General features: G+C 70.9%; 13 protein-coding genes. 8 read left to right on the top strand and 5 right to left on the bottom strand.

From position 1 onward, the window contains the following. Nucleotides 1-34: 34 nt before the first annotated feature. Nucleotides 35-724 (top strand): response regulator, encoded by a 690-nt coding sequence (locus IE185_RS06810; protein WP_138907340.1) that lies wholly within the window; start codon nucleotides 35-37, stop codon nucleotides 722-724. 207 nt (nucleotides 725-931) lie between these two features. Beyond that, on the top strand, nucleotides 932-1,609 hold the full coding sequence (locus IE185_RS06805) for a helix-turn-helix domain-containing protein (protein WP_229843382.1): 678 nt from the start codon (nucleotides 932-934) through the stop codon (nucleotides 1,607-1,609). 114 nt (nucleotides 1,610-1,723) lie between these two features. Here the strand turns inward: IE185_RS06805 and IE185_RS06800 are convergent, their stop codons facing one another. Then, a complete protein-coding gene (locus IE185_RS06800) occupies nucleotides 1,724-2,749 on the bottom strand; it encodes an ATP-dependent 6-phosphofructokinase (RefSeq protein WP_138895686.1) in 1,026 nt (341 codons plus the stop codon). Between the two features lie 260 nt (nucleotides 2,750-3,009). Here IE185_RS06800 and pta point away from each other — a divergent pair, with 260 nt between their 5' ends. The 3 genes from pta (at nucleotide 3,010) to pyk (ending at nucleotide 7,837) form a co-directional block, all read left to right on the top strand. Next, nucleotides 3,010-5,085 (top strand): phosphate acetyltransferase, encoded by a 2,076-nt coding sequence (pta, locus tag IE185_RS06795; protein WP_138895687.1) that lies wholly within the window; start codon nucleotides 3,010-3,012, stop codon nucleotides 5,083-5,085. Next, a complete protein-coding gene (locus IE185_RS06790) occupies nucleotides 5,082-6,326 on the top strand; it encodes an acetate kinase (RefSeq protein ID WP_138895688.1) in 1,245 nt (414 codons plus the stop codon). Before pta ends, IE185_RS06790 begins: the two co-directional genes overlap by 4 nt. 74 nt (nucleotides 6,327-6,400) lie before the next feature. Then, nucleotides 6,401-7,837: a pyruvate kinase gene (gene pyk, locus IE185_RS06785; protein WP_138895689.1), complete on the top strand. Its 1,437-nt coding sequence runs from the start codon at nucleotides 6,401-6,403 to the stop codon at nucleotides 7,835-7,837. Between the two features lie 108 nt (nucleotides 7,838-7,945). On the opposite strand, the gene IE185_RS06780 is transcribed toward pyk, so the two are convergent. The 4 genes from IE185_RS06780 to IE185_RS06765 all read right to left on the bottom strand — a co-directional run bounded on the left by IE185_RS06780 (nucleotide 7,946) and on the right by IE185_RS06765 (nucleotide 12,336). Next, a complete protein-coding gene (locus IE185_RS06780; RefSeq protein WP_138895695.1) occupies nucleotides 7,946-9,352 on the bottom strand; it encodes an MSCRAMM family adhesin in 1,407 nt (468 codons plus the stop codon). Next, a complete protein-coding gene (locus tag IE185_RS06775) occupies nucleotides 9,342-9,881 on the bottom strand; it encodes a DUF6114 domain-containing protein (RefSeq protein WP_138895690.1) in 540 nt (179 codons plus the stop codon). Before IE185_RS06775 ends, IE185_RS06780 begins: the two co-directional genes overlap by 11 nt. Nucleotides 9,882-9,984: 103 nt before the next feature. Further along, nucleotides 9,985-10,617 carry a DUF6230 family protein gene (locus IE185_RS06770; RefSeq protein ID WP_069926869.1) on the bottom strand — a complete coding sequence of 211 codons (633 nt, stop codon included), beginning with the start codon at nucleotides 10,615-10,617 and terminating at the stop codon, nucleotides 9,985-9,987. 747 nt (nucleotides 10,618-11,364) lie between these two features. Continuing rightward, entirely contained in the window at nucleotides 11,365-12,336 is a 972-nt protein-coding gene (locus IE185_RS06765; protein WP_138895691.1) for a tetratricopeptide repeat protein, read from the bottom strand. A gap of 553 nt (nucleotides 12,337-12,889) precedes the next feature. Between IE185_RS06765 and IE185_RS06760 the strand changes: the two genes are divergently transcribed. The 3 genes from IE185_RS06760 to IE185_RS06750 all read left to right on the top strand — a co-directional run bounded on the left by IE185_RS06760 (nucleotide 12,890) and on the right by IE185_RS06750 (nucleotide 15,324). After that, nucleotides 12,890-13,555 (top strand): TetR/AcrR family transcriptional regulator, encoded by a 666-nt coding sequence (locus tag IE185_RS06760; protein WP_138895692.1) that lies wholly within the window; start codon nucleotides 12,890-12,892, stop codon nucleotides 13,553-13,555. Nucleotides 13,556-13,658: 103 nt separating this feature from the next. Next, nucleotides 13,659-14,222: a sugar O-acetyltransferase gene (locus IE185_RS06755; protein ID WP_189714807.1), complete on the top strand. Its 564-nt coding sequence runs from the start codon at nucleotides 13,659-13,661 to the stop codon at nucleotides 14,220-14,222. Nucleotides 14,223-14,496: 274 nt separating this feature from the next. Continuing rightward, entirely contained in the window at nucleotides 14,497-15,324 is an 828-nt protein-coding gene (locus IE185_RS06750) for a PhzF family phenazine biosynthesis protein (RefSeq protein ID WP_138899632.1), read from the top strand. The last annotated feature ends 1,541 nt before the right edge of the window (nucleotides 15,325-16,865 follow it).

Genomic DNA, 16,865 nt, shown 5'->3' with positions numbered 1-16,865 from the left:
CGGCGGCCCGTCCGCCGCGCCCGGAGGCCGCCGCGTGAGCGCCGCCCCGCCCCCGATCCGCGTGCTCGTCGTCGAGGACGACCCCGTCGCAGCCGACGCCCACGCCCTGTACGTCGGCCGCGTGCGCGGCTTCGCCGTCGCCGGGGTGGCGCACTCGCGCGCGGCGGCGGTGCGGGCGCTCGACCGGGGGCCCGTCGACCTGCTGCTCCTCGACCTGTACCTGCCCGACGGCCACGGCCTGCAGCTCGTACGCTCGCTCCGCGGGGCGGGGCACACCGCCGACGTCATCGCCGTCACCTCGGCCCGCGATCTCGCCGTCGTACGCGAAGGGGTGTCCCTCGGCGTCGTCCAGTACGTGCTGAAGCCCTTCACCTTCGCCACCCTGCGCGACCGTCTCACCCGTTACGCCGAGTTCCGCGCCACCGCCGGCGAGGCCAGCGGGCAGGACGAGGTGGACCGGGCGCTGGCCGCCCTGCGCTCGCCCCAGCCCGCCGCCCTCCCCAAGGGGCTCAGCGCGCCGACGCTGGAAGCGGTGACCCGGGCCCTGCGCGGAGCACCGGACGGCACCACCGCGGCCGCGGCCGCCGCCGCGCTCGGGATCTCGCGGATCACCGCCCGCCGGTACCTGGAGCACCTGGTCACGGCGGGCCGCGCCGAGCGCGCCCCGCAGTACGGACAGGTCGGCCGCCCGGAGCTGCACTACCGGTGGATCGCCGTACGCTGAGCGGGAGTTGACCAGCGGCACGGCCTTCCCGACGCCACCGGTCCCAGGCCGCCAGGGCGGCCGTTTCGCGCCGGCCGGGGCGGTGCAGGGGTGACCGGAGGGTAACGTGAGCAGTGCGGGAGTGATGGTGCGAAGGTAGGACGTTCCTACGAGTTGTGATCTTGGGTGAACGCACCGTAGTCATCGGAGCCCTTCCCTCCGTACGGTGTGCCCGTGCACCCCTCTCCGCCTTTCAACGCCCTCGCCGCACGCCGTCTGCGCGAGGGCCTGGGCATGGCCCCCGGCCACGTCGCCTACGGGCTCCGTGCGCAGTACGGCCTGAACATCGGCCCCGACCTCGTCGTCGCGTGGGAGCGCGGCCAGCGCGCGCCCGACATGCAGGAGATCACGGCGCTCGCCGGTGTCCTGTGGTGCGCGGTGGGCGACCTGATCGCGGCCCCCGGGACGCTGCGCGAGCACCGGATGGCGCGGGGTCTGGGCGCGCCCGACCTGGCGCGGATGGTGGGCGTGGACCCGGCCTCGTACCAGCGGATGGAGGACTCCGGGCGGTGGCGCGGCAACGAGCGGCAGTCCGCGGCGCTCTCCGAGGTGCTCGGTCTGTCGCCCCGGGAGTTCGTCACGGCGACGGGCCGCGACGAGGACCTGGCCGAGGTGCTGTGCAGCGCGGTGACGACGCGCTGGCAGGCGTACGTACGGCCGACGGCCAAGCTGGTTCCGGTGCCCCGGCGCCAGCTGGAGGACGTCCTGCAGCGCCTGCACGCCGACTACCAGTCCCGGATGGTGGCGACGCTGAGCTGGGGCGGGAGCGACTCGGGCGACGGGGCGAAGGGCCGGGAGTATCTGGACGAGATCGTCGGCCACTTCTGGCGGCTGGCCCCCTCCTGACCCGCGGCCTCGACCCCCTCACCGAGCGAGCCCGGACGCGCCCGAGCGGCCCGGCCACCCCGTCGGGAGCGGCGGGCCGCTCGGTGCGTGACACGGCGCGGGCGCCGGCGCGGGTCAGAAGACGGACTCGGCCTCGTACATCCGCTCGCGCGGAACCGTCTTCAGCTCCTCGACGCCCGCCGCCAGCGGCACCATCGTGATCTCGGTGCCGGTCAGCGCCGTCATGTTGCCGAAGTCGCCGCGGTGCACCGCCTCCACCGCGTGCCAGCCGAAGCGGGTGGCGAGGACACGGTCGTACGCCGTCGGGGTGCCGCCGCGCTGGACGTGGCCGAGGATGACCGGCCGCGCCTCCTTGCCGAGGCGCTTCTCCAGCTCGCTGGCGAGCCGGTTGCCGATGCCGGTGAACCGCTCGTGTCCGAACTGGTCGATGGCGCCCTTCTCGTACGGCATGGACCCCTCGGCCGGACGCGCGCCCTCCGCGATGCAGACGACCGCGAACTTCTTGCCGCGCGAGAAGCGTTCCTCGACCATCTTCACCAGGTCGTCGACCTCGAAGGGCCGCTCCGGCAGGCAGATGCCGTGCGCGCCGCCCGCCATGCCGGACTCCAGCGCGATCCACCCGGCGTGCCGGCCCATGACCTCGACGACCATCACGCGCTGGTGCGACTCGGCGGTGGTCTTCAGACGGTCTATGGCCTCGGTCGCGACGCCCACGGCCGTGTCGAAGCCGAAGGTGCGGTCGGTGCCGTTGATGTCGTTGTCGATGGTCTTCGGTACGCCGACGACCGGCATTCCCGCGTCCGCCAGCATCCGGGACGCGGTGAGCGTGCCCTCGCCGCCGATGGGGATGAGCGCGTCGATGCCGGAGCGCTCGGCCAACTCGTGCCAGTTCTCGGCCGCTTCGCGCAGCCGGTCGCGCTCCAGGCGGGCGGAGCCGAGGATCGTACCGCCGCGGGCCAGGATGCCGCTGACGGCGTCCAGGTCGAGAGGGCGGAAGTGGCCGTCGAGCAGGCCCTTGAAACCGTCCTCGAAGCCGATGACTTCGTCGCCGTGCCCAGCGACGGCCCGGTGCACGACCGACCGGATCACTGCGTTCAGCCCGGGGCAGTCTCCGCCTGCGGTGAGGACTCCGATACGCATCGTGCTGTGTCTCCTGCTCGCTAGTGGTACATGTGAGCCAGAATTTGATTGTTTCACGGCTCGCATGGGCTCGGCGCTTACGGCTACTCCTCCATAAGGGCCCGCGCCGGACTGTACGGAGGGGTCGCGCGCACCGTCGGATTCGCCCGTACGAGACCTTCGGTCGCGGCCTCACAGGCCCTCTGCCCGGCGGGCGCCCTATCCACCCACACAGGTATTGTCAAGAGGGCAAGACCACCCTATCTGGACGGAGAGCACGCGTGACGCGCAGCGTGTACGTGACCGGGATCGACCGGGGAGACGGCCGGCAGGTCATCGAGCTGGGAGTCATGGAGCTCCTGACGCGCCAGGTGGACCGGGTGGGCGTGTTCCGCCCCCTGGTGCACGACGGGCCGGACCGGCTCTTCGACCTGCTGCGCGCCCGCTACAGGCTGTCGCAGGACCCGGAGACCGGGTACGGCATGTACTACCAGGAGGCGGCGGCGCTCCAGGCCGAGAAGGGCACCGACGAACTGGTCGCCCGGGTCGTCGACCGCTTCCACACGGTGGCGCGCGACTACGAGGTCGTCCTCGTCCTCGGCACGGACTTCGCCGACACCCAGCTGCCGGAGGAACTGGCCCTCAACGCGCGCCTGGCCAACGAGTTCGGCGCCTCGGTCATCCCGGTGGTCGGCGGCAAGAACCAGCCCGCCGACGCGGTGCGCGCCGAGACCCGCAACGCGTACCGCGCGTACGAGGCCCTCGGCTGCCAGGTCCTCGCCATGGTCGCCAACCGGGTCGCCCCGGCGGACCGCGCGGAGGTCGCCGAGCGCCTGGGGGCCCGGCTGCCGGTGCCCTGCTACGTGCTGCCCGACGAGCCCGCGCTGGCCGCCCCCACGGTCGCCCAGATCACCCACGCCCTCGGCGGCAAGGTGGTGCTCGGCGACCCCGCGGGGCTGGCGCGCGACGCCCTGGACTTCGTCTTCGGCGGCGCGATGCTGCCGAACTTCCTCAACGCGCTGACCCCCGGCTGCCTCGTCGTGACCCCTGGCGACCGCGCCGACCTGGTCGTGGGTGCGCTCGCCGCGCACAGCGCCGGGACCCCGCCCATAGCGGGCGTACTCCTGACCCTCGACGAGCGGCCCGGCGACGAGGTCCTCACCCTGGCCTCGCGCCTCGCGCCCGGCACCCCTGTGGTCTCGGTGGCGGGCGGCTCCTTCCCCACCGCCGCCGAGCTCTTCGCCCTGGAGGGCAAGCTCAACGCCGCGACGCCCCGCAAGGCGGAAACCGCGCTCGGCCTGTTCGAGCGGTACGTCGACACCGCCGACCTGCTGACCCGGATGTCGGTGGCCCGCAGCGGCCACGTCACGCCGATGATGTTCGAGCACGACCTGCTGGAGCGGGCCCGCGCCAACCGCCGCCGCGTGGTGCTGCCCGAGGGCACCGAGGAGCGGGTGCTGCGCGCCGCCGACGTGCTGCTGCGCCGCGACGTGTGCGACCTGACGCTGCTCGGCGACGTCGACGTCCTGCGCAAGAAGGCCGCCGACCTGGGCATCGACCTCACCAAGACCCAGCTCATCGACCCGCAGACCTCCGAGCTGCGCAGCCGCTTCGCCGAGACGTACGCCAAGCTGCGCGCGCACAGGGGCGTCAGCGTGGAGCTGGCGTACGACGTGGTGGCCGACGTCAACTACTTCGGCACGCTGATGGTCCACGAGGGCCTGGCCGACGGCATGGTCTCGGGCTCGGTGCACTCCACCGCCGCGACCATCCGCCCCGCCTTCGAGATCATCAAGACCAAGCCGGACGCCAAGATCGTCTCGTCCGTCTTCTTCATGCTCCTCGCCGACAAGGTGCTCGTCTACGGCGACTGCGCGGTCAACCCGGACCCGAACGCCGTCCAGCTCGCGGACATCGCCGTCCAGTCGGCGGTCACGGCCGAGAAGTTCGGCGTGGACGCCCGGATCGCGATGCTGTCGTACTCGACGGGCAGCTCCGGCAGCGGCGCGGACGTCGACAAGGTGCGCGACGCCACCGAACTGCTGCGCGTCAGCCGGCCGGATCTGCTCGTCGAGGGGCCGATCCAGTACGACGCGGCGGTCGAGCCGTCGGTGGCCGCCACCAAGCTGCCCGGCTCGGAGGTCGCCGGCCAGGCCACGGTGCTGATCTTCCCCGACCTGAACACCGGCAACAACACCTACAAGGCCGTCCAGCGCTCGGCCGGCGCCGTCGCCGTCGGCCCGGTCCTCCAGGGCCTGAACAAGCCGGTCAACGACCTGTCGCGCGGCGCGCTGGTCCAGGACATCGTCCAGACGGTCGCCATCACCGCGATCCAGGCCCAGGACGCGAGCGCATGACCTCCATCCCGAACCGAGAAGGCACCGCACCCGTGACGTCAGCCCAGCGCATCCTCGTCCTCAACTCCGGCTCCTCGTCGGTGAAGTACCAGCTCCTCGACATGCGCGACAGCTCGCGCCTGGCCGTCGGGCTGGTCGAGCGGATCGGCGAGCAGACCTCGCGCCTGGTGCACAGCCCGCTCACCGACGGCGGCGAGAAGCGCGAGCACACCGGGCCGATCGCGGACCACGAGGCCGCGCTGAAGGCCGTCGCCGAGGAACTCGCGCGCGACGGGCTGGGCCTGGACTCCCCCGAGCTGGCCGCCATCGGCCACCGCGTCGTGCACGGCGGCCTGAAGTTCAGCGCGCCGACCGTGATCACCGACGAGGTGATGGCGGAGATCGAGCGGCTCGTCCCGGTCGCCCCGCTGCACAACCCGGCGAACATCACCGGTATCCGCACGGCGCAGGCGCTGCGCCCCGACCTGCCGCAGGTCGCCGTCTTCGACACCGCCTTCCACACGACGATGCCGGAGTCGGCGGCCCGCTACGCCATCGACGTCGAGACGGCGGACGCCCACCGCATCCGCCGGTACGGCTTCCACGGCACCTCGCACGCGTTCGTCTCGCGCGAGACGGCGAAGCTGCTCGGCAAGGACCCGTCCGAGGTCAACGTCATCGTGCTGCACCTGGGCAACGGCGCTTCGGCGACCGCCGTGCGGGGCGGGGCCTGCGTCGACACCTCCATGGGACTGACCCCCTTGGAGGGGCTGGTCATGGGTACGCGCTCCGGTGACATCGATCCCGCGGTGACGTTCCACCTGGAGCGGGTCGCCGGGATGAGTTCGGACGAGATCGACGTATTGCTGAACAAGAAGAGCGGGCTTGTCGGCCTTTGCGGTGACAACGACATGCGGGAGATACGCCGTCGTATCGACGAGGGTGATCAGCGCGCATTGCTGGCTTTCGAGATCTACATCCACCGGCTGAAGAAATACATCGGCGCTTACTACGCCGTTCTCGGCCGGGTCGACGCCGTGGTGTTCACTGCGGGAGTCGGCGAGAACGCGGCGCCCGTGCGCGCGGCCGCGGTCGAGGGCCTGGAGGAGCTCGGCCTGGTGGTGGACGCGGATCTGAACGCCGTACGGTCGGACGCGGCGCGGCTGATCTCGCCCGGGTACGCCCGGGTCGCGGTCGCCGTGGTGCCGACCGACGAAGAGCTGGAAATCGCCCGGCAGACGTATGCGTTGGTCAACGCCTGAGCGGCATCCCGCCCATTTGTACATTCCACCAGACGGAATATTCCGCAGCGAAACAAACCGATAGGATCCGCCTCATGCGCCGTTCCAAAATCGTCTGCACACTGGGTCCCGCCGTCGACTCCCATGACCAGCTCGTGGCTTTGATCGAAGCCGGCATGAGCGTGGCCCGATTCAACTTCAGCCACGGCACCCACGCCGAGCACCAGGGCCGGTACGACCGCGTCCGCAAGGCCGCCGAGGAGACGGGCCGCGCGGTGGGCGTGCTCGCCGACCTCCAGGGCCCGAAGATCCGGCTGGCGAAGTTCGCCGAGGGGCCGGTCGAGCTGGTCCGCGGGGACGAGTTCGTCATCACCGCCGAGGACGTCCCCGGCGACAAGTCGATCTGCGGTACGACCTACAAGGGTCTGCCCGGCGACGTCTCCAAGGGCGACCCGATCCTGATCAACGACGGCAACGTCGAGCTCAAAGTCGTCTCGGTCGAGGGCCCGCAGGTCCACACCATCGTGATCGAGGGCGGTGTGGTCTCCGACCACAAGGGCATCAACCTGCCCGGCGCGGCGGTCAACGTCCCCGCGCTGTCCGAGAAGGACGTCGACGACCTGCGCTTCGCCCTCCGTATGGGCTGCGACATGGTCGCGCTGTCCTTCGTGCGCGACGCCGACGACGTCAAGGACGTCCACAAGGTGATGGACGAGGAGGGCCGCCGGGTCCCCGTCATCGCCAAGGTGGAGAAGCCGCAGGCCGTCGAGCACATGGAGGGCGTCGTCATGGCGTTCGACGGTGTGATGGTCGCCCGCGGCGACCTGGCCGTCGAGTACCCGCTCGAAAAGGTCCCGATGGTGCAGAAGCGGCTCATCGAGCTGTGTCGCCGCAACGCCAAGCCGGTGATCGTCGCGACCCAGATGATGGAGTCGATGATCACCAACTCGCGCCCGACGCGCGCCGAGGCGTCCGACGTCGCCAACGCGATCCTGGACGGCGCGGACGCGGTCATGCTGTCCGCCGAGTCGAGCGTCGGCGCGTACCCGATCGAGACCGTCAAGACGATGTCGAAGATCGTCGTCGCGGCCGAGGAGGAGCTGCTCTCCAAGGGCCTCCAGCCGCTCGTGCCGGGCAAGAAGCCCCGTACGCAGGGCGGTTCGGTCGCCCGCGCGGCCGCCGAGATCGCCGACTTCCTGAACGGCAAGGCCCTGGTCGCCTTCACCAAGTCCGGCGACACGGCCCGCCGGCTGTCCCGCTACCGCGCGGCCCAGCCGATCCTGGCCTTCACGACCGATGTCGGCACCCGCAACCAGCTCGCGCTGAGCTGGGGCGTCGAGTCCTTCGTCGTCCCGCACGTCGACAACACCGACGCGATGGTCGACCTGGTCGACGCCGAGCTGCTCAAGCTCCAGCGCTACAACAACGGCGACACCATGGTCATCACCGCCGGCTCGCCCCCCGGCGTACCCGGCACGACCAACATGGTCCGGGTGCACCACCTGGGCGGCGGCGGGCACGACGCGGCCTGACGCCCACCGCGCGGACGCTCGAACGGCGGCGGCCCGCCCCCTGGATGGGGGGCGGGCCGCCGCCGTCGCCGTACCGCCGTGCTGTCAGCCGGTCAGCCGTCAGCCGGTTCAGCCGGTGTAGAAGTTGTGCAGCCCGGGGACCTTGAGCGTGCCGCCGAACTGGCCGGCCTGGGTCACCTTGACCTTCGTGAACATGGCGATCGGGACGTTCAGCGGGGGCGGTGTCTCCGGGCTGAAGGTGATCGGGATGAGGCCGAAGAGATTGCCCTTCAGTTCCTCCGTGTACATGGTCACCGTGCCGTCGCGGAGGGTGGACGTGGAACCCTGCGCGGCCTGTACGTGCGCCGTGGTGCTGTTGGGGCCGACGACCTTCTGGTGGAGGTCCTTGATGTCGGTTTCCTCGGCGGTGAACTTCAGGACCTTCTTGATCTTTCCGCTGCCGGTCCTGACCTCGACGATCCCCTTGTAGTCGAGCCCGCGCAGAGTGAGCATCGAGCTCTCCAGGATCCACGGGTCGTCCGGCAGGTCCGGGATGCCCTGTTCGAGCTCGGCGTTCGCGAGCGCCTCGGGGTCCGCCGTCGGGCAGGGGAAGGGCTCCTTGCCGTCGGCGTCGGCGGCCCGGTCGTCGGCCTCGCCGTCCGCCTTGCCGGCGTCGTCCGCGGTGCCCTTCGCCGCGTCGTCGAGCTCCTCGACCTTGGCGCCGGCCTTGTCCGCGGCGTCCCTGATGGCGGCAGCGGCCTTGTCGGCCGCGTCGCTCTTGTCGGCCACGCCGCCGGCCGGGCTCTTGGACTCGTCCGTCCCCGGCTTGTCGCTGCCGGGCTTGCCGGCCGCGGGCTGCTCGGCGTCCGGTACGCCGGCGTCCGGCTTGTCGGTGTCAGGGGCGGTGGCGTCCGGCTCGGTGGCACCGTCGGCGGCGTCCGTCTCGGACGGCTCCGGAGCTGCGGTCTCCTTGTCGTCCGGCCCGTCGAGGATGTCCTTGATCGCGTCGCCCACGCCCAGCGGGTCGAGCGGGTTCTTGGTCTCGCTCTCCGTCGGCTCCGGCGCGGGAGCGTCCGGCGCGGCCCCGCCCGCCTCCGGCTCCTTGGTGGGCTCGGTGGCCGGCGCGGTGGTGTCGGCACCCGGGTCCGGGGTCTCGCCGGGCTTCGGCGTCCCGTCGGTGCCGGGCGTCTCGGACGGCTTGTCCGGTGTGGTGTCCGGACTCGGGGTGGCCGAAGGTGTCGGCGTGGCCGAGGGGGACGTGGACTCGGAGGCGTCCGGGTCAGGAGTGTCCGAGCGGGTTACGCACGGGCCGGGGGCGAAGGGGTTCGTCACCTGGTCGTCGGCGAGCGCCAGCTTGGGGGTGAGCCCCATGCCGACGAACACCGCCGTCGGCATCGCGGCCAGGGCCATCGCCTTGCCCGCGGGTATCTGCAGCTTCGTCAGGAGCGACTTCCTGGGGGCCGCGTGACGCGGCCCGCTTCTTTCACGGGTCCGGTCGCCTCCGGCCGCGGTCAGCTCCGCCTCGTCACCCCGCACTGTTCCTCCCGCCATTGGCGTCAACAGATGTGTCGGTTGCGTACGTGTGGTCCGTGCCGTCCGGGACACCGGCCGGCACGTCGCCCGCGGGCGGGACCTCACCGGTCCGCTCCGGGTACTCGGCGGGTGCGTCCGGCTTGGCCGGCGCCCAGGAGATGGACAGGGCTCCGCCGGTCAGCGCCAGCAGGAAGCCGACCCCGAAGCCGCCCAGATTGGACACGGGGATCGAGACGAGCGCCAGCAGAATCGAGGCGACGCCCGCGAAGACCCGGACGATGTGGTGGTACCACATGGTCAGCCCGAGAGTGACGAGCAGTACGCCGATGATCAGCGAGCCCGCTCCCGCCGTGGTGGCCATGGCCATCGTGAGGTGGCCGATCTTGATTTCGGCGTACGGAAGCCAGGCGATCGGCACACCGCCCACAACGGTGAGCAGGCCCGCCCAGAACGGCCTGCCGCCCCGCCAGGCACGGAAGCGCAGCCGCCAGTAGTGGAAATCGCGGCTCGGACCCGAGGACTCGGCGCTCATGGAAAACAGCTCCCTGGAACCGGTGTTGCTGTGCAGAGATGAGGGAGGGGGTAGCGGGCGGGACGACGCGACGCGTCACGCGTCCCGCCCGCGGAGGGAGTGCTTAGTAGCACTCCTTGACGCCCTTGTGCAGCTTCATGCTCAGACCACTGAGCTTGAAGGTGCCGGCCGTGGTGGCCCAGGCCTTCTGCTTCACGTCGGTCAGCACGGCCGAGTCGGCCTGCTGCGAGAAGCCGTACGGGTTGGCCCGGGTGCCCGGCTGGATACCCGGTCCCTTCGTGGCCTTGCCCGCCGCCACGCCGATGTCGATGTTCTTGAACTCGGCGTTGGCGCCGAGCTCCTCGACGTCCAGGTACAGGTTCTCCGCCTTGACAGGCGTACCGTTTCCTCCAGCGGTGAGCTGGAGGGAGATGTTGCCGAAGATCGGGACGTTGGGCGTCACGACCGACTGACACATCTTGGTGATCTCGGCGGTCTTGAACGCCGACACGGCGACCGGGTGGGCAGCCTTGTTGCCCTCGAGGTCGGTGCCTTCGGCCATTCCTCCGTACTGGAAGAAGCCCTTACCTTCGAGCTTCTCCGCGCTGACCTTGAAGCTCTGGCCAGAAACGCTGAACGACGCCGCGAGGGCGCCCTGTGCGAGGGCGACGCCTATCGCGGCCGTCGCGGCCACACTCGGCACCATGACGACGGCGAACCGCTTCCATCTGGTCCCGCCACGAACTGCAGACTCCATGACTTTCCTCCTTCTCGGACGTACATCTCCGGTACGGGCAAGGGCCCGCAGGGGGATGGGAGAAGTGCTACGTCCTCGGGAAGGAGAGCGCCCGTATCGGAGGCGCGAACGACTTCCGAATCACCGGCGATCACCCCCGAGCGACAACCACTGGCCACGCATTCGCGCAACCTGCTGGACAGGCCCCGCCGTTCGGCAGAGACCCCCCTGTCCACGGCCGGCGAGCACTGCCGCCGACCGACTCGGTGGGGACCCACGGGACCGCGGCACCGATTGGCTGTCGGGCTGGTGCGGTATTGGACCGAGCGTGGCCGATCGTGGTCCATTCGCGGCCGGGGCACAAGGGGGTTCGTTACTCGCTAGTAACGGCCGGATAACCGAAGCGCGACCGCCCGGCATCGACGAGCCACGGACGGTGCCGTCAAGTGACGGGAAAAACGCAGAGATTGTCGCCCAGAAACGGGCAGAACACCTTGATCAACTTACTGCAAGTAACAGCGGCCGCGATTACCAAGTTTCGGTAAAGCGCGGCCGCTCATTGTCACTGTGTCGCCAAATCAACGACGGCTGCCCAGGGGCGCCACCGGTGCAAACACCGGTCGGGGTGACGGATTGGGGTTGCGGGTCGGGGTCACGGTCTGGAGTGACGGGTCGGGGTGGCCGGTTGTCAGCGGCCGGTTGTCAGCGGCCGGTCGGTAGCGGCCGGTCAGAGCGACCGGGGCAGAGCGACCGGTCAGAACCGGCCGGTCAGAACAGCACCCTCGCCAGTGCCGCTCGCGCCGGCGCCACGCGCGGGTCGTCGCCGCCGATGACCTCGAAGAGCTCCAGCAGCCGCACCCGCGCCGCGTCACGGTCGTCGCCCGCCGTACGCCGCACCGTCTCGACCAGGCGCCCGAAGGCGTCCTCCACATGGCCGCCGACCAGGTCCAGGTCGGCCGCCGCGATCTGCGCGGCCACGTCGGCCGGGTTCTCGGCGGCGTCCTTGCGGACCTGCTGCGGGTCGAGACCCTGGACGCGCGCCAGGAGTTCGGCCTGGGCGAGGCCCAGCTTGGCCTCGGTGTTGCCCGGGTCGTCGACGAGCACGTTCTTGTACGCCTGGACCGCGCCGCCGAAGTCGTTCGCGTCCAGCGCCCGCGCCGCCGCTTCGAGCAGCGCGTCGTACGGACCGGCGGGAGCCTCGGCCGCTTCGGCCGGCCCGGTGCCCGCCTCCGCGTCGACGGCGATGCCGGTCAGACCGAAGCGCTCCTCCGCGACCTGGATCAGCTGGTCCAGCGTCTCGCGGATCTGCGCCTCGGGGGCCGCGCCCTGGAAGAGCGGCAGCGCCTGTCCGGCGACCACCGCGAAGACCGCCGGGATCCCCTGGATCCCGAACTGCTGCATCAGCATCTGGTTGGCGTCGACATCCACCTTGGCCAGGAGGAAGCGACCGTTGTACTGGAGGGCGAGGCGCTCGAGAAGCGGGCCGAGCTGCTTGCACGGCTCGCACCACTCGGCCCAGAAGTCGATGACGACCGGGACCTCGGCGGAGCGCTGGAGGACATCGCGCTCAAAACCGGCCTCGTCGACATCGATCACCAGGCTCGACGGGGCTGTTCCGCCTCCGCCACCGTTCCGGGCGGCCTCGGCACGCGCCTGCTCCGCCTTCTGCCGGGCTTCGCCGGCCGCCTTCACCGCGGCGAGGTCGACGACGCCGCTCATGGACATGTTCCTAGGCTGCATGCGTACATCCTCCCCCTTTCGCGCGCGGTAAAGAAAAAACCTGTGCGTGTGCGGTGGCTGCCCGGTGCCGGGCACGTGCTCACGACGTGCGCGAAGCGTGTACGACCGCGCCCGAGACGTGCGCGTGGGACGCACGTGGGCGTGCCCGAGACGTGCGCGTGGGACGTACGTGGGCGTGCCCGAGACGTGCGCCTGGGACGTACGCGACGTGCCCCTGAGGCGTACGCGAGCGTGCCCGATCAGCTCCGTGACGGCCGCCGAACCGCACCTGATACACGAACCGCGCCCGCCCGCAGCCCCCCGCCGGTTGCGAGGCGTACGAACGAACACGGTTCAGGGTCCCGAGGAGGACCTGGGTCGGCGCGGGGTCCCCACCCTCGCGCCAGTGCTGTATTGCTGTGGTTGTCGCTCCAGCTTTCGCTGTCGCCGCCGTTCTGGTTCCACTCTTTCGCTACTGGTCGTAGCGTAACTTGAAAGCCGGCCGGCCTGCCCGCTGTATACGGTGATCTGGCTCACGACGCCGAGTCACCTACCGGCCGGTATGGTCGCGGGCATGCCGCCCAGCGACCCCCCACTCCCTCCTCCCGCCCGCACCGGGCGCCCCCGCAGCGTCGAGGCCCATGCCGCGATCCTGCGGGCGACCCGGGCGGCGCTGGTCGAACTGGGCTGGTCCAAGCTGACGATGGGCGATGTGGCGAGCCGGGCGGGCGTGGCGAAAACGACGCTCTACCGACGCTGGGCGAACAGGAGCGAACTCGTCGTGGACGCCGTGGCCGTCCTCTTCGACGAACTGCGGCTACCGGACCGGGGCAGCCTGATGGCCGACGTCGAGGGAGTGGTGCTCCAGTTCGCCGCACTGCTCGACCGGCCGGAGGCCAAGACCGCCCTGATGGCGGTGGTCGCCGAGTCCACGCGCGACGAGGCCCTGCGCGAGCGCATCCGCTCGGCAATCGTCGACCGCCAGAAGCGCCTGGTGCTGCTCGGCCGGGAACGCGCGCAGGCACGCGGCGAGCTGCCGTACGAGGACGACCCCGCGCAGGCGGCCCGTAACGCGGACCTGATCTTCGACGTCATCGCCGGCGCCGTCGTCCACCGGGCGCTGGTCAGCGCGGAACCGGTGGACACGGAGTGGGCACGCAACTTCGCACTGCTGGTGGTGGGCGGCCTGACGGCGGGCGCGGAGGCGTCCTCACCGCCCGAGGCTCCTCCCCGTCGATGAGGGGGAACCCGCCCGCCACGACAGGCGCGAGCGGCACAGCCACCGGGTAGGCACTCGGGGCAGGCGTGGCACGTGACGCCTCCGCGACGAGAGGACGGCCCCAGTGGGTGAGAACAAACGGCGCATGCTGGCCGGTGACTGGTACCTCCCGGACGACCCCGAACTCTCCGCCGACACCCACCGCCGCGCCGAACTCTGCGCGGCGTACAACGCGGCGACGACCGCGACCCCGGAGGAACGTGCCGCGATCCTCCGCCAGTTGCTCGGCAGGGTGGACGAGACCGTGCGCATCCGCCCGCCGTTCCACTGCGACTACGGCCACCACATCGCCATCGGCGCGGGTACGTTCGTCAACTTCGGCGCGGTCTTCCTCGACGCCGCGCCGATCACTGTCGGAACGGACGTACAGATCGGCCCGAACGTCCAGCTCCTCACCCCCTCCCACGAGCTGCACGCCGAACGCCGCCGGGCCGGCTGGGAGAAGGCCAACCCCGTGACGATCGGGGACAACGTCTGGCTGGGCGGCGGCGTCATCGTCTGCCCCGGCGTGACAATCGGCGCGAACACGGTGGTCGGCGCGGGCGCAGTGGTCACCAGGGACCTGCCACCCGACGTACTGGCGGTGGGAAACCCGGCGCGGGTGGTGCGGGTTCTTGGTGGGGGGTGATGGGCAACGGGGGGTGGGGGCGGACGGAAGGGCGGGGCGGACGGAAGGGCGCGGGTGGTCCGGTCGGTCCGGACGGTCACGTCGGTCCGGTCGGTCACGTCTCAATCCGTCGGTCACGTCGATCCGGTCGGTCACGTCTCAATCCGTCGGTCACGTCGATCCGGTCGGTCGCCTCTCGATCTGGTCGGTCGCGTCGGGCCGGCGAGGTGAAGTCAGTCCAGTTATCCAGGATTGGACTTGGCGAGCCACTGATTGGCATCGATACGGTACTGCCATGCGAATTCACGTGGTGGACGCCTTCACTGACACTCCATTCGCCGGGAACCCGGCAGGCGTGTGTCTACTGCCGGCCGGGGAATGGCCGGACGAGACCTGGATGGGGAAAGTCGCGGCGGAGATGAACCACCCCGAGACCGCGTTCGCTCTCCCGTTGCCGGACTCGGCCGAGGCCGACTGGGCCATCCGCTGGTTCACGCCACTCGTCGAGGCCGAACTGTGCGGCCACGCCACATTGGCCACGGCTCACGTGCTGCGCACCGAGCGGGGACTCGTCGGCAGGGTGCGGTTCAGCAGCCGGCGGCACGGCATCCTCGTGGCGGACACCGCCGAAGAAGGCGACATCACGCTGGACTTCCCGGCCGCACCCGGGGCTGAGGTCGCCGTGCCGCCGGGGCTGTCCGAGGCGCTCGGGACCGAGCCTGAGGCCACTTTGCACGCTGGGTCGCTCGGCGACCTGCTGACGGTGCTGCCCGACGAGGCCACGGTCCGGGCGGTGGATCCCGACCTGAACGCGGTAGCCGCCTTGACGCGGCGCGAGGGGCTGCGCGGTGTCATCGTCACGGCCCCGGCGGCCGAGCCCGCCCGGGGGTACGACTTCGTCTCGCGCTTCTTCGCACCAGCCAACGGCATCCCGGAAGACCCGGTCACAGGCAGCGCCCACACCGTGCTCGCCCCCTACTGGGGAGCGCGACTCGGCCGCGACACGCTCACCGGCCTCCAGGCGTCCCCACGCACCGGCCTGGTCCGTACGACGCTGCACGGCGACCGTGTCCACCTCACCGGTAACGCCGTCACCGTCTTGGACGGCACCCTGTACGCCTAGCCGGCAGGGTGTTGCTTCTGGGGGTGTGGTTCCTGGGGTGTACCACTGGTTGTTCGGCGGGGTGGTTCTCGGGCCGTCCCTGGCGCTTCAGGGTCGGTGGGCCGGGGTGGTGCGTCAAGGGCGCTCCTGCGTCGCGTCGCCTTCGGCGATTGCGCTTCGCTTCACCCTTGACCCACCACCCCGGCCCACCGCTGACGCTCAACAAGGGACGGCCCAAGAAAAACGCCCAGCACGGCAGCAGGTCTGTCGGTGCGGGTGGGTTTGGTGGCTGTCGGGTGTGTGGGTGGGGCGCGGTAGCTTCCGGGGGTGGTGCGGCCCCAGTCTCGGCGGGTGCGGCGACGGTTGTTGGTGCGGCACCACCATTCCGACGTACACGTGCACCCAGGCCGGTGGGCGGCCGCGCTGTCGGGGCGACCTGCGGATCGTGCTGCCTGCGGGTGGGGCGCGGTAGTGGAATGGGGTGACTCGGGTGGTGTGGCGTCCACCCCCCACCGGAGACCGCCCGGAGCGCAGGCACGGTGCTGGGGTGAGTGGGCGGAAGGGCACCCGGGGGGTAGAAGTTGGGAGGGGCCTGCCGACGACGGCTTGGAGGGGCGAGCCGGCCGAGGGCCGCCTGTCGAGCAGCGCCAGCGGGGCGGTTAGCTGCCCCCTGCTCGGGTGTGATGAACCGAAACCAACAGAAGACGAACCCCGACGCCCACTATGCCCGACTTACCCCCATCATGGATGGGTGGGTGTGCGGCGACTGTCGGGTTAGCTCCACACGAGCCCCTCAACACGGCTCGACACTCCGCGACAGGGCGTGAGCCGCCCCGCCCGACAGGACGGGCGGGCATTCCGGCCGCCACATCAACCACACCCGTCCCACCGGACGCCCGGGTGTCGTTGATGACCGTTGTCCGTCCTGCCGTCGCGCCGCGCGACGGCAGGGCAGGTGGTCGTGGTTGCTTCAACGGTTGTCGCAGAGAGCCGAAATGGACTCAACCCGACAGTTGATGAAAGCCGACGCCTCTCCCACCTCGTCAGTCACACCCGTACGGCTTCCGTTCGCCATCTGTGAGTTTTGGTTCATCACGACACAACGGCTCGACGGCTCCACGGGGCGGCGGTTTGATGACCCTCCGCGCCGCCGTGCGACCACGCCCCATCACCGCCCGCCGCCCCCAAGCGCTGCCCACTACTCCGATGCCGCCGGTGTGGGTGGCGGTGGCTTACCACCCACGCACCCCAGCAACCAGCCTGCAGTCCGGGCGGTTTCCGGTGGGGGTGGACGCCGAACCAGCCCGAGTCACCCCATTCCACTCTCGCGCCCCACCCGCAGACAGCACGATCCGCAGGTCGCCCCGACAGCCCGGCCACCCACCGGCCTGGGTGCACGTGTGCGTCGGAACGGTGGTGTCGCACCAACAACCGTCGCCGCAAGTCGCTGAGACTGGGGCCGCACCACCCCTAGACCGACCGCGCCCCCACCCCACACCCGCCACCCGGCAACGGCGCGCGACCACTCCCCGAACCTCCCCCGTGGGCTTCCTTCCGGGGGC

Source organism: Streptomyces chryseus (assembly GCF_014650755.1).
Lineage (GTDB): Bacteria > Actinomycetota > Actinomycetes > Streptomycetales > Streptomycetaceae > Streptomyces > Streptomyces chryseus.
The sequence above is the reverse complement of the archived record's forward strand: the minus strand, read 5'-3'. Positions and strand labels throughout refer to the sequence as shown.

Bases quoted from the DNA above. Each gene is read 5' to 3' on its own strand.
- IE185_RS06800 (WP_138895686.1), bottom strand. From the start codon at position 2,749: ATGCGTATCGGAGTCCTCACCGCAGGCGGAGACTGCCCCGGGCTGAAC.
- IE185_RS06790 (WP_138895688.1), top strand. From the start codon at position 5,082: ATGACCTCCATCCCGAACCGAGAAGGCACCGCACCCGTGACGTCAGCC.
- pyk (WP_138895689.1), top strand. From the start codon at position 6,401: ATGCGCCGTTCCAAAATCGTCTGCACACTGGGTCCCGCCGTCGACTCC.
- IE185_RS06775 (WP_138895690.1), bottom strand. From the start codon at position 9,881: ATGAGCGCCGAGTCCTCGGGTCCGAGCCGCGATTTCCACTACTGGCGG.
- IE185_RS06770 (WP_069926869.1), bottom strand. From the start codon at position 10,617: ATGGAGTCTGCAGTTCGTGGCGGGACCAGATGGAAGCGGTTCGCCGTC.
- IE185_RS06765 (WP_138895691.1), bottom strand. From the start codon at position 12,336: ATGCAGCCTAGGAACATGTCCATGAGCGGCGTCGTCGACCTCGCCGCG.
- IE185_RS06760 (WP_138895692.1), top strand. From the start codon at position 12,890: ATGCCGCCCAGCGACCCCCCACTCCCTCCTCCCGCCCGCACCGGGCGC.
- IE185_RS06750 (WP_138899632.1), top strand. From the start codon at position 14,497: ATGCGAATTCACGTGGTGGACGCCTTCACTGACACTCCATTCGCCGGG.